We start from the raw sequence: 13,096 nt of genomic DNA, 5'->3' as shown, positions 1-13,096 counted from the left end.
CGTGGCCCCCGCCGAAGAGGCTCGCCCGGGCCGTCCTACCCCTTGTCCCTGCCCGGGGCCGGCGAGACCTTCGCCCCCTTCTTCAGGAAGCCCATGTCCTCGTAGACCGGCGTCTGGAAGCCGAAGGCACCCGCGTTCACGACGTTCTTGCGCACCCCCACCAGCTGCGGGCGCTGGTAGAGCGGGATGGAGCCCGCCGCCGCCCAGATCCGGGAGTCGGCCTTCTTGATCAGGTCCCGCGCCTCGTCCTCGTCCAGGGTGGTCGCGGCCTGGTCGAAGAGCTGGTCCACCTGGTCGGTGCCGACCCGGGTGTAGTTCTGCTCGACGTTCACCGAGCCGTCCGCCGCCGGCAGCGGCTTGGCGTAGACGGGCCGGGCGTCGGTCGCCGGGAAGGCGGTGGCGGGCCATGAGTACAGCGCGAGGTCGTAGTCGCCGGCGGCGATGTGGTCCCTGAAGTAGCTCTCGTCCGAGACCTTGGTGATCGTCGCGCGGATGCCGACCTGCTCCAGCATCGCGGAGATCCGCTCGGCGACCGAGTTCAGGGTGTCCGAGCCGGGGCCGGAGGGCAGCACGAAGCGCAGCGCGAGCGGCTTGCCGTCCTTGGCGAGCGGCCCGGCCGGCGCGGCGGCGGGGGCGGCCGTGCCCTTGGGGGCGTAGGCGCCGGGGGCGCCGCCGGCCCGGCCCTCCCGGGCCAGGTGCGGGTCGGTGTGCTGGTCGCCGGCGGTCCCGTGGCGGTTGCCCTTGTCGTCCTCGCCGACGATGTACGCGCCGTCCTCGCCGCCCTGGGAGACGTCCTCGCCGTGCTGCTCGGAGCCCGCCGCCTTCTGGGTCTTGTGCTGCTCCTTCAGCGGGCCGCCGCGCACCCAGCCGGCGTCGGCGAGCAGCGCCTGGGCCTCCTTGGCGTCCTGGGCGCCGAGCGCGCCGCTGTTGTCGGCGTAGGCGGCCTGCCCGGACAGCGCCAGATGGCTGCCGACGGGTACGGCGGGCAGCCCCAGCGGGGTGAGCACCAGCCGGGCCAGCTCCACGCGGTCCAGGGCGCGGGCGACGGCCCGGCGCACCCGTTCGTCGGCCAGGGGGCCACCGGCGCCGTTGAGGGCGAGCTGGGTGTAGGCGGGCTCCAGCGACTTGCGGATCTCCACGTCCCGCAGTGCCTGCTGCCCCAGTTTCTTCACGGAGGTACGGCCGCCGCCCTGGAGCGGGGTGCCGGTGCCGCCCGCGCGGTGCGCGAGCCCGATTCGCTGGGCGTCGGCGGCGTCGACCTCGGCCAGGTCCACGCTGCCGTCGGCGAGCGCGGCGGCCCGCTGGTCGCGGGGTACGGCGTGCAGCACGATCTTCTCCAGCTTGGCCGGTCTGCCCCACCAGCGGGGGTTGCGGGTGAGCACCACGTCCTTGTTCGCGGTGTCGACCTTCTCCACCCGGAACGGGCCGGCGGTGACCTTCAGCTTGCGGCGGGCGCCGTCGTTGAAGGCGTCCGGGGTGCCGGTGACGTCCTTCGGGTACAGCGGGGAGAACAGCGACTTCCAGTCGGCGTAGGGGCGGGAGAAGGTGACCCGGACCTGGAGGTCGCTGTCGCCGCGCTCGATCTTGGCGATGCGGTCGTAGCCGGCGTTGCGGGCGGTCCAGTAGGCGCTGTTGCGGCCGGACAGGGCGCGCCACTGGGCGACGAAGTCCGCGGCGCCGATCTCCCGGCCGTCGCTCCACACGGCCTGCTGGTTCAGCTTGTACAGCACCACCTGGCGCGGCTCGGTCTCGATGATCTCGGCCGATTCCAGGTAGGCCGGGTTGGCCACCGGGCGGCCGTTCGCGTCGAGCCGGAACATCGAGGGCAGCACGGCCTGGGCGACCCTGCCGGTGCCGGCGTCGGCGTCGGCCTGGAAGGTGTTGAGGGTCTCCGGCAGGGCGTCCACGGCCCACTTCAGGGTGGAGCCGTCGGCGACCAGGCTCCGGGCGGCCGGGGCGATGTCCTGCCCGGCGAGGGGGGCGGGGGGCTTCTCGTCCTCACCGCAGCCGGCGAGCAGCGGCACGGCGAGGGCGCCGGCGGTGAGGAAGGCGGCCGACCGCAGGGCGCTCCGGCGGAGGGGCCGGGACGCGGTGGGGTGCGGCGGGCGGGTCGTGGCCGGCCGCGCGCCGGTGGGGCGCTGCCCCGCCGCGACCGCGTGGGGGGCGTCGCCGTCGTAGGACATCTCTGCTACCTCCGGGGAGCCACGGGCCTTATGCTCGCATTTGGCGGTATATGGAGCTGATCAGATCTATGCCGCCACTGAAGAGGAAAGGATCCGGCAACGGCGGGCGACACGGCGGCGACAGCCGGTAAGCCCACCCATGCGGCGCACACCGCCCGGACGATGCACCCGTACGCCCCGGCCAATCGCCGCACATCCCTTCACACAGGCAGGCCGAGGCGCAACACTCCAAGGCGCATGAACGTTGCCGCCCATGGCCCGCCGGTCCCGTGGAAGTGAGGGCAAGTCATGTCCGTGCACGACGACATCACCGCCGTCCAGCGCTGTCTGGACGACCTCAACCGGTCGCTGAGCCGCCTGGAGCACCAGCTGGGCCGCGGCGGTCTGGAGATACGGCGGGTCCGGCTGGACGCCGAGCACCTGCGCGAGAGCGTGGCCCTGCTGCGGGAGACCGCCACCGCCCCGGTCGCGCTCCCCCGGCCCGACCTCGTCACCATCTCCGACACGCCCTACGACATCAGTCTGTGGACGGACTCGGACGACGAGGGCCTGGGCGCCCGCGACCGCCGCGCCCCCTGAACCCGCTACCGACCGGAGTCCCGACTTGGCCACTGGTACGGAATCCCCCCGGCAGCGCGGCGGCGTACGCACCGGTACGCGCGCCGCGATCACCGCCCCGCATCTGCGGACCGACCGCTGGTGGCTGGCGCCCGCCTGCACCGCGGCCGGTCTGCTCGCCTTCGTCGTCTACTCGACCTGGCGGGCCTTCGCGAACGCCGACTACTACGCGGCGCCGTACGTCTCGCCGTTCTACTCGCCGTGCCTGGCGGAGAACTGCGACGCCATGCGCGCCGGCCCCAACGCCGATCTGTTCGGCGGCTGGTGGGGCATCTCACCCGCGATCATCATCCTGATCTTCCCGCTCGGCTTCCGCCTGACCTGCTACTACTACCGCAAGGCGTACTACCGCGCCTTCTGGGCGTCCCCGCCCGCCTGCGCGGTGGCCGAGCCGCACCGGTCGTACACCGGCGAGAGCCGCTTCCCGCTGATCCTGCAGAACGTCCACCGGTACTTCTTCTACGCCGCCCTGCTGGTGGCCGGGGTGCTCACCTACGACACCGTGCTGGCCTTCCGGGACGAGCACTACCGGTGGGGGCACATGGGCCTGGGCACCCTGGTGTTCCTGGCCAACATCGTGCTGATCTGGGCGTACACCCTCTCCTGCCACTCCTGCCGGCACATCGTCGGCGGCAAGCTCAAGCACTTCTCCAGGCACCCGGTGCGCTACCGGGCCTGGCAGTTCGTCGGCCGGCTCAACGCCCGCCACATGCAGCTGGCCTGGGCCTCGCTGCTGAGCGTGGCGCTCGCCGACCTCTACGTGTATCTGGTCGCGTCCGGTGTCTTCGACGATCCGAGGTTCTTCTGATGGCAGCGGTGGAACGGCAGCAGTGGGACGTCGTGGTCGTCGGTGCCGGCGGCGCCGGGCTGCGGGCCGCGATCGAGGCCCGCGAGCGGGGTGCCCGTACGGCCGTGATCTGCAAGTCGCTGTTCGGCAAGGCGCACACGGTGATGGCCGAGGGCGGCATCGCGGCGGCGATGGCCAACGCCAACGAGAACGACACCTGGCAGGTCCACTTCCGCGACACCATGCGCGGCGGAAAGTTCCTGAACCAGTGGCGGATGGCCGAGCTGCACGCCCGGGAGGCCCCGGAGAGGGTGTGGGAGCTGGAGACCTGGGGGGCGCTGTTCGACCGGACGGCGGACGGCCGGATCTCCCAGCGCAATTTCGGCGGCCACGAGTACCCGCGGCTCGCGCACGTCGGCGACCGCACCGGGCTGGAGCTGATCCGCACCCTCCAGCAGAAGGTCGTCGCGCTCCAGCAGGAGGACCACCGGGCAACCGGTGACCACGAGTCCCGGCTGAAGGTCTTCCAGGAGTGCACGGTCACCCGCGTGCTCAAGGACGGCGGGCGCGTCTCGGGGGTCTTCGGCTACGAGCGGGAGACCGGCCGCTTCCTGGTCCTGGAGGCGCCGGCCGTGATCCTCGCGACCGGCGGCATCGGCAAGTCCTTCAAGGTCACCTCCAATTCCTGGGAGTACACCGGGGACGGGCACGCGCTGGCGCTGCTGGCGGGCGCTCCCCTGGTGAACATGGAGTTCGTGCAGTTCCACCCGACCGGCATGGTCTGGCCGCCGTCGGTGAAGGGCATTCTGGTCACCGAGTCGGTGCGCGGGGACGGCGGGGTGCTCAGGAACTCCGAGGGCAAGCGGTTCATGTTCGACTACGTCCCGGACGTGTTCAAGGACAAGTACGCCGAGTCGGAGGAGGAGGCCGACCGGTGGTACGAGGACCCGGACCACAACCGCCGCCCGCCGGAGCTGCTCCCCCGCGACGAGGTGGCCCGCGCGATCAACGCCGAGGTGAAGGCGGGCCGGGGCTCCCCGCACGGCGGGGTGTTCCTCGACGTCTCCACCCGGATGCCCGCCGAGGTGGTCCGGCGCCGGCTGCCGTCGATGTACCACCAGTTCAAGGAGCTGGCGGACGTCGACATCACGGCGGAGCCGATGGAGGTCGGGCCGACCTGCCACTACGTGATGGGCGGGGTCGCGGTCGACTCCGACACGGCGGCGGCGCGCGGGGTGCCGGGGCTGTACGCGGCCGGCGAGGTGGCGGGCGGCATGCACGGCTCCAACCGGCTGGGCGGCAACTCGCTGTCCGACCTGCTGGTGTTCGGCCGTCGCGCGGGCCGGTACGCGGCCGGGTACGCGCACGGGCTCGCGGACCGGCGCCCGCCGGTGGACGAGGCCCAGGTGGACACGGCGGCGGAGGAGGCACTGCGCCCGTTCACGGCCGGAGCCGGGGGTGAGGCCGGTCCCCCGGAGAACCCGTACACCCTGCACCAGGAGCTCCAGCAGACCATGAACGACCTGGTCGGCATCATCCGCCGGGAGGGCGAGATGGAGCAGGCCCTGCGCGGGCTGGCCGAGCTGCGGGTACGGGCCCGGCGGGCCGGGGTGGAGGGCCACCGCCAGTTCAACCCGGGCTGGCACCTCGCCCTGGACCTGAGGAACATGCTGCTGGTCAGCGAGTGCGTGGCCCGGGCCGCGCTGGAGCGCACCGAGTCGCGCGGCGGGCACACCCGCGAGGACCACCCGGCGATGGACCGCGCCTGGCGCAACGTGAACCTGCTGTGCTCCCTCGCCGACCCCACCGGCGGCCTCGCGGCGGCCGACCCCGCGCGGGCGCAGATCCGGCTCACCCGCGAGCGAACCGAACCCATCCGCCCGGACCTGCTCGCCCTCTTCGAGAAGGAGGAGCTGGTCAAGTACCTCGCCGAAGAGGAGCTGTACGAGTGAGCGGTTACGAGGCCCGTTTCAAGGTGTGGCGGGGCGACGCCGGGGGCGGCGGCCTGGAGGACTTCACCGTCGAGGTCAACGACGGCGAGGTGGTGCTGGACATCGTCCACCGCCTCCAGGCCACCCAGGCGCCCGACCTGGCCGTGCGCTGGAACTGCAAGGCGGGCAAGTGCGGTTCCTGCTCGGCGGAGATCAACGGCCGCCCCCGGCTGATGTGCATGACCCGGATGTCGGTCTTCGACCGCGCCGAGACGATCACCATCACCCCGCTGCGCGCCTTCCCGGTGATCCGCGATCTGGTGACGGACGTCGGCTTCAACTACGAGAAGGCGCGGGAGGTGCCTGCCTTCGTGCCGCCGGCCGGGCTCGGGCCGGGCGAGTACCGCATGTTCCAGGAGGACGTGAACCGCTCGCAGGAGTTCCGCAAGTGCATCGAGTGCTTCCTGTGCCAGGACACCTGCCATGTGGTGCGCGACCACGAGGAGAACAAGCGGGCCTTCGCCGGGCCGCGCTTCCTGATGCGCGTCGCCGAACTCGACATGCACCCGCTGGACGCGGCGGCCGGGGCCGGCCTGGACCGCTCCCGCGCCGCGCAGGACGAACACGGCCTGGGCTACTGCAACATCACCAAGTGCTGCACGGAGGTGTGCCCCGAGGGCATCAAGATCACCGACAACGCGCTGATCCCGCTGAAGGAACGGGCCGTGGACCGCAAGTACGACCCGCTGGTGTGGCTGGGTTCGAAGATCAGGAGGCGGTCGGGGACGTAGCCGCCCAGCCGTCCCGGTACGCCCGCCAGTCCGCCTCGGTGGCCGCGAAGTCGACGTACAGGGCGACGCCGAAGCGGGCGCGGCCGGCGTCGGTGCGGCTCAGGCCGAGCCGGACCCCGCGCACGGCGGCCGGGACGGTCTCGGCGTGCGCCCAGTGGCCGAACCGGTTCTCGTGGTAGAAGGGCAGGCCCATCAGCAGGTCGGTGCCGTCCGGGGTGACCTCCAGGGCGAGGCTGGTCTGCTGGGCGACGTAACCGCCGTACAGGCCCTGCGTCGGCTGCATGGTGTCGTACGACATGACGGCGATCTGGTCCACCCGGCGGGCCACCTGCCCGAAGTACGCCTGCGACCACCACTTGGGGTGGCCGGTGGTCGTGCCCCAGAAGGAGTGGAAGGCGGGCAGCGGGTCGATCTGGTGGGCGGCGACGGACAGCACCGCGCCCCGGGCGTGGGTGAGGTCGCGCAGGTCGTCGAGGAGGGCGAGGTAGTTCCGGTCGCCGGAGTGCAGGGGCTCCAGGTCGAAGTGCGCGCCCTGGAATCCGGCGTCGAGGACGGCCCGGGTGGAGGCGAGGATCGCGGTCCGGGTGGCCGCGCGTTCCAGGCGCAGCCCGTCGGGGGTCTCGGTGGCCAGCACGTCGCCGAGCCAGGCCTGCACCCGGACGCCGGGGAGTTCCCGGTGCACGGCGTCGGTGAACCAGCGGGCCTTCTTGTACGCCGACGGGGGCAGGGTGCCGTCGTGTTCCAGGGGGCCCGAGTGGACGTAGAGGTCCCGGATGCCGGTGTCGCGCAGCCGCCGGGCGAGGGCCTCGACGTCCCGGTCGGTCTTCCGCCCGTCCACCCAGGCATGCCCCAGCCAGAGCGCGTCCCGGTGCCGGGTGCGGGTGCCGGGCGCCGGGTCACCGGTGTAGTTGATCCGCAACGCGGTCTCGGCGGTGAGCAACGGGAGCAGGAGGAGGGCGAGCAGGGCCCCGAGGAGGCGGATGATCCGGCGCTTGCGGGGGCGGGAGGGGGAGGCGGTCGGGGTGGCGGTCGGGCCGGGGGCGGTGTCCGGGGCGGGCTCCGGCTGCGGGGACGGGTCCGGGGTGGCGGTCGGGCCGGGGGCAGTGTCCGGGGCGGACTCCGGCTGCGGGGACGGGTCAGGGGCGCGGGCCGTGTCCGGGGCCGGGTCAGGAGCGGGGCCCGGGGCAAGGTCGGGGGCCGGGGCGGGCTTCGGCTGTGGGGACGGGTTCGGGCTCTGGGCCAGGGCCGGTGTGGCCGCGCCGGTGCGGTCCGTGTCCGTTTCGGCCGGCCGGCTTTCGGGTGCCTGCGGGGCGGGCGCCGGGTTCTGCACGGCCGGGTTCTCGTCCCCGTGGCCGTCGTCGCCCCGGGTCCCGTCCATCCGTCTCTGGCTCATTCCGCCCCCTCTGTGGCTGGTCCCCCACCCGTATCCGCCCCGCTAGCGGAGCCGTCAACCCGCCCATACGCTCCGAAAGGTGACGTCCTTCCTGATCCGGGGCCGGCCCCGGCGTGCCACGGCGCACATACGGGTACGGGTGGCGCATGCCCTGCTGGGCGTCGTGACGGGGACCGTGTGGCTGGTGTTGCCGCTCATGACGGTCGGGGTCCCCGATCCGGTTCCCACGGCTCGCGCCGGCACCACGACGCGCTCCGCCCCGCCGCGGCCGGAGGGGACGTCGACCGCCGACCTCGTACTGCCGCTCCTCGCCGGGGTCGCGGCCGTGGCCCTGGCCGGGTACGGCCGGCTGCGGCGCGCCCGGCGGGCCCGCACCCGGACGACTCCGGGGACCGTCCCGGCGCGCCCGTCCGCCTCCTCCCCCGAGGACGCCGAACGGCAGGCCCGGGCGGCGCTGCGGCTGACCGACGACTGCGTACGCACCAGCAGGGAGGAACTGACCTTCGTCCGGGAGCGGTTCGGGACGGAGCGGACCGAGCGGTTCGAGCGGGCGCTGCGGGCCGCCGAGACCGAGTCGGCGGCGGCGTTCGCGATCTGGCGGCGGTACGAGCAGGGGGCCCCGCGGGACGCGGGCGCCCGGCGCCAGGCACTGGCCGGGGTGATCGGCCGGTGCGCGGAGGCGGGCCGGCGGCTGGACGCGGAGGCGGAGGCGCTGGACCGGCTGCGGGGGTTCGGGGAGCGGGGGCCGGACCCGGCCGGGCTGGAGGTGGCCGAGCGGCGGTTCAGGGAGCTGACGGCACGGGTGGTGGCCGCTCGGGAGACGCTGGCGGAACTCCGTGCGCGGTACCCGGCCTCGGCCTCCGAGTCCGTCGCCGGGTATGCCGAACAGGCCGGGGACCGGCTGCTGTTCGCCACCGCCCGGCTCAACGGGGCGCGTCAGGCCGTCGACGCGGGCGACACCGACCGGGCCGTGTGCCGGCTGCGGGCGGGCGAGGGCGCGGTGGCCCAGGCCGGGGTGCTGGTGGGCGGGGTGGAGCGGCTCGCGGCGCGGCTGGCGGAGGCGGCCATGCTGGTGCCGGACGCGCTGGCGGCCGCGGAGACGGAGGCGATGGCGGCCCGGCAGGGTGGGGCGGGGCGGGCCCCTGCGGAGCGGGTGCTGGCGGCGGCGCGGGAGGAGTGGACCGCCGGGACCGGTGACCCGCTGGACCTGCTGCGCCGGATCACCCGGGCCGTCGAGCCGGTGCCGGGGGCGGGGGCGGGACCCGGGGCGCTGGAGCGCGCGGCGCTGCTGGTGGCGCGGTGCTCCGTGGAGGGCGCGGAGGAGTACGTGGCGGTGCACCGGGCGGCGGTGGGCACGGCGGCCCGGGCCCGGCTGGCGGAGGCGGTACGGGAGCTGGGCGCGGGGCACGCCGGGCGGGCCGACGCGGTGGCCGGGGAGGCGCGGGAACTGGCCGGGCTGGACGTGCGGACCCACGGCACGCCGTACGCCGACGCGGAGGGGGACACGGCGGGACTGGCGGGCGCGGTCCTGGGCGGCATCCTCCTCGCCGAGGACGCGGACGCGGGCCCCCCGGCGTCCTACGGCGGCCCGCGCACGAGATCCCGCCACCGCGCGTGACTCCCCGCCCCGGACGCGCCGGGGCGGGTGGGCGGAGGACGTGTCAGAACAGGCTCAGCAGGGCCTCCGCCGGGTCGGTGAGGGCGCCTTCTCCGCCGGGCAGCGGCAGCTCGAACCACACCGTCTTGCCGCGCGGTGTCCGCCGGGAGCCCCACGCCGCGCTGAGCAGCCCGACCAGTTGCAGTCCCCGTCCGCCCTCGTCGGTGTCCCGGGCCCGTCGCCGGCGCGGCTGGACCAGGCCGGAGTCCCAGACCTCGCACACCAGCGTGCGGTCCAGCAGCAGCCGTAGCCGGATCTCCCCCTCGCCGTACCGCAGCGCGTTCGTCACCAGCTCGCTGACCAGCAGCTCGGTCGTGTCGATCAGCGGCTCCAGGTCCCAGGACCGCAGCCGGTCGCGGGCGTACTCGCGGGCCCGGCCCACGCTCCGCGGCTCGCGGGGCAGCGTCCAGTCCCCGACGGAGTCCGCGGGCAGCCCCTGCACCCGGGCCATCAGCAGGGCGATGTCGTCCTCGCCGTGGTGGGTGTCGAGGGTGCTGAGGACGTGGTCGCAGACGTCCTCCAGCGGCCGGCAGGGGTCCGTGAGCGCCCCGATGAACGCCTGGAGGCCCTCGTCCAGCGGATGGTCCCGGGACTCGACCAGGCCGTCCGTGTACAGGGCGAGCAGCGCGCCCTCCGGCAGTTCGAGCTCGACCTCCTCGAACGGCTCGCCGCCCACGCCGAGCGGCATGCCCGGCGGCACGTCGAGCATCAGCGCCGGCTCGCCGGGCTCGACCAGCACCGGCGGCAGATGGCCCGCGTTGGCGAACGTACATCGTCTGGTGACGGAGTCGTAGACGGCGTAGACGCAGGTCGCGAGGTACACCTCGGACAGGTCGGCGTCCCTGGGCTGCCGGGCCGTGCGGGTGGCCTGCTGGACCCCGCCCGGCGTGCCGAGGCCGCGGGCGATCTCGTCCAGCGCGGAGAGCACCTCCGCCGGTTCCAGGTCCAGCAGCGCCAGGGTGCGTACGGCGGTGCGCAGTTCGCCCATCGCGACGGCCGCGCGCAGGCCCCGGCCCATCACGTCGCCGACGACCAGTGCCGTGCGGTGGCCGGGCAGTTCGATGACGTCGAACCAGTCGCCGCCCACCTCGGTCGCCGCGTTGCCGGGCAGATAGCGGCAGGCGATGTCCAGGCCGGACGCCTCCGGGTCGCCGGGCGGGAGCAGGGACCGTTGCAGTATCAGCGCCCGTTCGTGTTCCCGGCGGTACAGGCGCGCGTTGTCGATGCAGACCGCGGCGCGCGCGGCCAGTTCGACGGCGAGGTCCCGGTCCCGGTCGCCGAACGGCTCGCTGCCCTTGGTGCGGGCGAACTGGGCGAGTCCGACGACGGTGTCGTGGGCGACCATCGGCACGGCCAGCGTGGACTGCACCAGGCCGCCCTCCTCGGCGGGCACCCGCTGCGGGCGGGCGGTGCGCAGGGCCTCCGCGCAGGGCGAGTGGAACGGGAAGTGGTGGACCGCGCCGACGTCGACGGGCTTCCCCGCGCTGCTGAAGGGGGCGCCGGAGACGGCGCTGGCGAAGGCGACGCGGCGCAGTTCGGCGCTGCCGTCGGCGTGGCCGGGCGGGGTCTCGTCGCCGGCCAGCAGGCCCTGGTAGAGGTCGACGGTGGCCAGGTCGCAGAAGCCGGGGACGACCACGTCGAGGAGTTCCCGGGCGGTGGTCTCCAGGTCGAGGGAGTTGCCGATGCGGGCGCCGGCCTCGTTGAGCAGCGCGAGGTTGCGACGGGCGGCGGCGGCCTCGCGGGCGGCGGCCCGGCGGGCGGTGATGTCCGTGCCGAGCCAGGCGACACCGATGGGCCGGCCGCTGCCGCTGTGCACGCGGTAGAGGTTGATGGACCAGTGCCGGCGTTCCTCGGAGTCGGGCACGTACCCGGTGACGTGCATGTCGGTGATGGACTCGCCGGTCTCCAGCACCCGCCGCAGGGTGGCCGAGACCCGCTCGGCCTCGGGGCGCGGCAGATAGTCGTGCACGCCCTTGCCGCGGTGGTCGTCGGGGGTGCCGCCGAAGATGGAGGCGAAGCGCTCGTTGGCGCGGCGGACCCTCAGGTCGGTGTCGATCAGCAGGAAACCGAAGGGCGACTGGCCGAATATCGCCTGCGAGGCGGCGAGGTCGGTCTCGATGCTGCGCAGGGTGCGCACGTCCACGACGATGCAGACGGCGGCCTTCTCGCCCTCGGCGGTGCGCGTCGGCATGACGTACACCTCGGCCAGGCCCTCCTCGCCGCGGGTGCCGTCCGGCCGGTCCGGCATCCGGAACGGCACCACTCCGGTCCACTCGCGCCCGTCGAGGATTTCGGCCATCTTCCGCTGGCCGCGCTCGCGCAGGTCGGGATCGACGAAGGCCTCTATGGGGTCCATGCCGACGGCACGGTCGGCGGGGATGCCGAACAGCTGCTCGGCGCGCAGGCTCCACTGGTCGACGAGACCGCCGGGACTGATGGAGAAGGACGCCACCCGGATGTAGTCGTAGATGGAACCGGGCGGACTGCTCTGCCACATGGCGTCGCCGGCCGCCGCCTCCGCCTGTGCGGCCTGACTCCTCGCGCCGTCCGACGGGTCCTCGGACTCCGTGGCCTTCGCTGGTATCTCGCTCACGCGAACCGTCCCCTCCAGCTCACCGCGTCCGGCACCGGTCACCGGGGGCGGCTGCCCGCAGTATCCAGCACTACGGCGCCACAGGACACGGTGTTCACGATCACAGGTCGGTCCAGATGTTTTTCGGACCGGTCCGTGACAACACTCCCACTCTTCTAACCAGGGAACACACCGCCGAACCACACGCCGCCGAAGCGTGTGCGCCCCCGGCGCGCACGCCGTACGGCACGTCGACGGCCGTACACCCCCGTGCCCCGTGGGTGCCCCGCCTACCCGGGTACCGCCAGCTCGAACCAGACCGTCTTTCCCTTCGCCCCGGGGCGGGTGCCCCAGCGGCGGGAGGAGCCGGCGACCAGTTGCAGGCCGCGCCCGCTCTCGTCCTCGGGGTGGGCGACGCGTTCCCGCGGGGGGTCGGGGAGCGGGTCGGAGACCTCCACCCGCAGGGTGTCGCCCAGTGCGGCGGGGCGCAGCAGCCGTACGCCGATGGGGCCGGTGGCGTGCCGCAGCGAGTTGGTGACCAGCTCGCTGACGAGCAGCGCGGCGAGGTCGGCCACGCAGTCCAGGTCCCAGCCGTGCAACTGGCCCCGGACCACCGCGCGGGCGGAGCGCACGGCGCCCGGCTCCGCGGGAAAGGTCCACTCGGCGCAGCCGCCATCGGTGTCGATCACGCCGATCACTTCCCAGGCCAGCGGAGCCCACCATGTCCGGTTTCGTGGGGTTAATGGGGACATACCCGATATCCGGCAGGCAGTACCGCACGGGACGGCGCACTGTGGCACGAACGGCGTACGGGGTGCTCCACGGGGTCCGGGGCGGGGGCGCCGGGAAGCCCGGGGGGCCGGTCGGTGCGGAGATGGCGGGCGCCGGGGTCGGGATCGGCGCGGTTCGCCGAGGCCGCGTCCCGGAGTGACACGGAGGCCGTGGAGGCGGGGGGCCCGGGTCGGCACGGAGGCGGCGGCTCGGGGAACCGGGGAAGCCCGGGGAGTCAGGTCGGTACAGGTGTCGCGGGGGCCGCGACCCGGCGGGCCGGGTCGGCGTGCATGCGCGGAGGCCGGGGCCCGGTTTGACGTGGGGCCGGGTCGGCGAGGGATCGAAAGGGGGCGGAGTCCCAGTGGGCGGGGGCCCGGGTGGGTGCGGGGGTCG

Annotated in this window: 9 protein-coding genes; 5 read left to right on the top strand and 4 right to left on the bottom strand. The window is 74.1% G+C overall.

Translation table 11 applies throughout. From position 1 onward, the window contains the following. Positions 1 to 35 precede the first annotated feature (35 nt). Positions 36 to 2,183: an ABC transporter family substrate-binding protein gene (locus HB370_RS25915; RefSeq protein ID WP_051815474.1), complete on the bottom strand. Its 2,148-nt coding sequence runs from the start codon at positions 2,181 to 2,183 to the stop codon at positions 36 to 38. A gap of 288 nt (positions 2,184 to 2,471) precedes the next feature. Between HB370_RS25915 and HB370_RS25910 the strand changes: the two genes are divergently transcribed. From HB370_RS25910 to HB370_RS25895, 4 genes are read left to right on the top strand one after another with little or no spacing between them, the layout of a single operon-like run. Then, positions 2,472 to 2,762 carry a hypothetical protein gene (locus tag HB370_RS25910; protein ID WP_030778894.1) on the top strand — a complete coding sequence of 97 codons (291 nt, stop codon included), beginning with the start codon at positions 2,472 to 2,474 and terminating at the stop codon, positions 2,760 to 2,762. Between the two features lie 25 nt (positions 2,763 to 2,787). Beyond that, complete coding sequence (locus HB370_RS25905; RefSeq protein ID WP_030778893.1) at positions 2,788 to 3,609, top strand: hypothetical protein; 822 nt, start codon at positions 2,788 to 2,790, stop codon at positions 3,607 to 3,609. Beyond that, positions 3,609 to 5,540, top strand: a complete 1,932-nt coding sequence (locus HB370_RS25900; RefSeq protein ID WP_030778892.1) for a fumarate reductase/succinate dehydrogenase flavoprotein subunit — start codon at positions 3,609 to 3,611, stop codon at positions 5,538 to 5,540. Before HB370_RS25905 ends, HB370_RS25900 begins: the two co-directional genes overlap by 1 nt. Continuing rightward, positions 5,537 to 6,310 (top strand): succinate dehydrogenase/fumarate reductase iron-sulfur subunit, encoded by a 774-nt coding sequence (locus tag HB370_RS25895; protein ID WP_030778888.1) that lies wholly within the window; start codon positions 5,537 to 5,539, stop codon positions 6,308 to 6,310. Before HB370_RS25900 ends, HB370_RS25895 begins: the two co-directional genes overlap by 4 nt. Here the strand turns inward: HB370_RS25895 and HB370_RS25890 are convergent. Continuing rightward, entirely contained in the window at positions 6,288 to 7,703 is a 1,416-nt protein-coding gene (locus HB370_RS25890; protein ID WP_244405642.1) for a hypothetical protein, read from the bottom strand. The genes HB370_RS25895 and HB370_RS25890 overlap by 23 nt on opposite strands. A 79-nt stretch (positions 7,704 to 7,782) precedes the next feature. Here HB370_RS25890 and HB370_RS41405 point away from each other — a divergent pair, with 79 nt between their 5' ends. Continuing rightward, entirely contained in the window at positions 7,783 to 9,321 is a 1,539-nt protein-coding gene (locus HB370_RS41405; protein WP_030778885.1) for a hypothetical protein, read from the top strand. Between the two features lie 43 nt (positions 9,322 to 9,364). Here HB370_RS41405 and HB370_RS25880 read toward each other — a convergent pair whose 3' ends face one another. Beyond that, positions 9,365 to 11,953, bottom strand: coding sequence for a SpoIIE family protein phosphatase (locus tag HB370_RS25880; protein WP_030778884.1), 2,589 nt, complete (start codon positions 11,951 to 11,953; stop codon positions 9,365 to 9,367). A 269-nt stretch (positions 11,954 to 12,222) separates the two neighbouring features. Beyond that, positions 12,223 to 12,684 carry an ATP-binding protein gene (locus tag HB370_RS25875; protein WP_051815473.1) on the bottom strand — a complete coding sequence of 154 codons (462 nt, stop codon included), beginning with the start codon at positions 12,682 to 12,684 and terminating at the stop codon, positions 12,223 to 12,225. Between the last annotated feature and the right edge of the window lie 412 nt (positions 12,685 to 13,096).

This window comes from Streptomyces sp. DSM 40868 (genome assembly GCF_011820545.1).
Classification (GTDB): domain Bacteria; phylum Actinomycetota; class Actinomycetes; order Streptomycetales; family Streptomycetaceae; genus Streptomyces; species Streptomyces eurythermus.
This window is presented reverse-complemented; position numbering and strand designations above follow the sequence as displayed.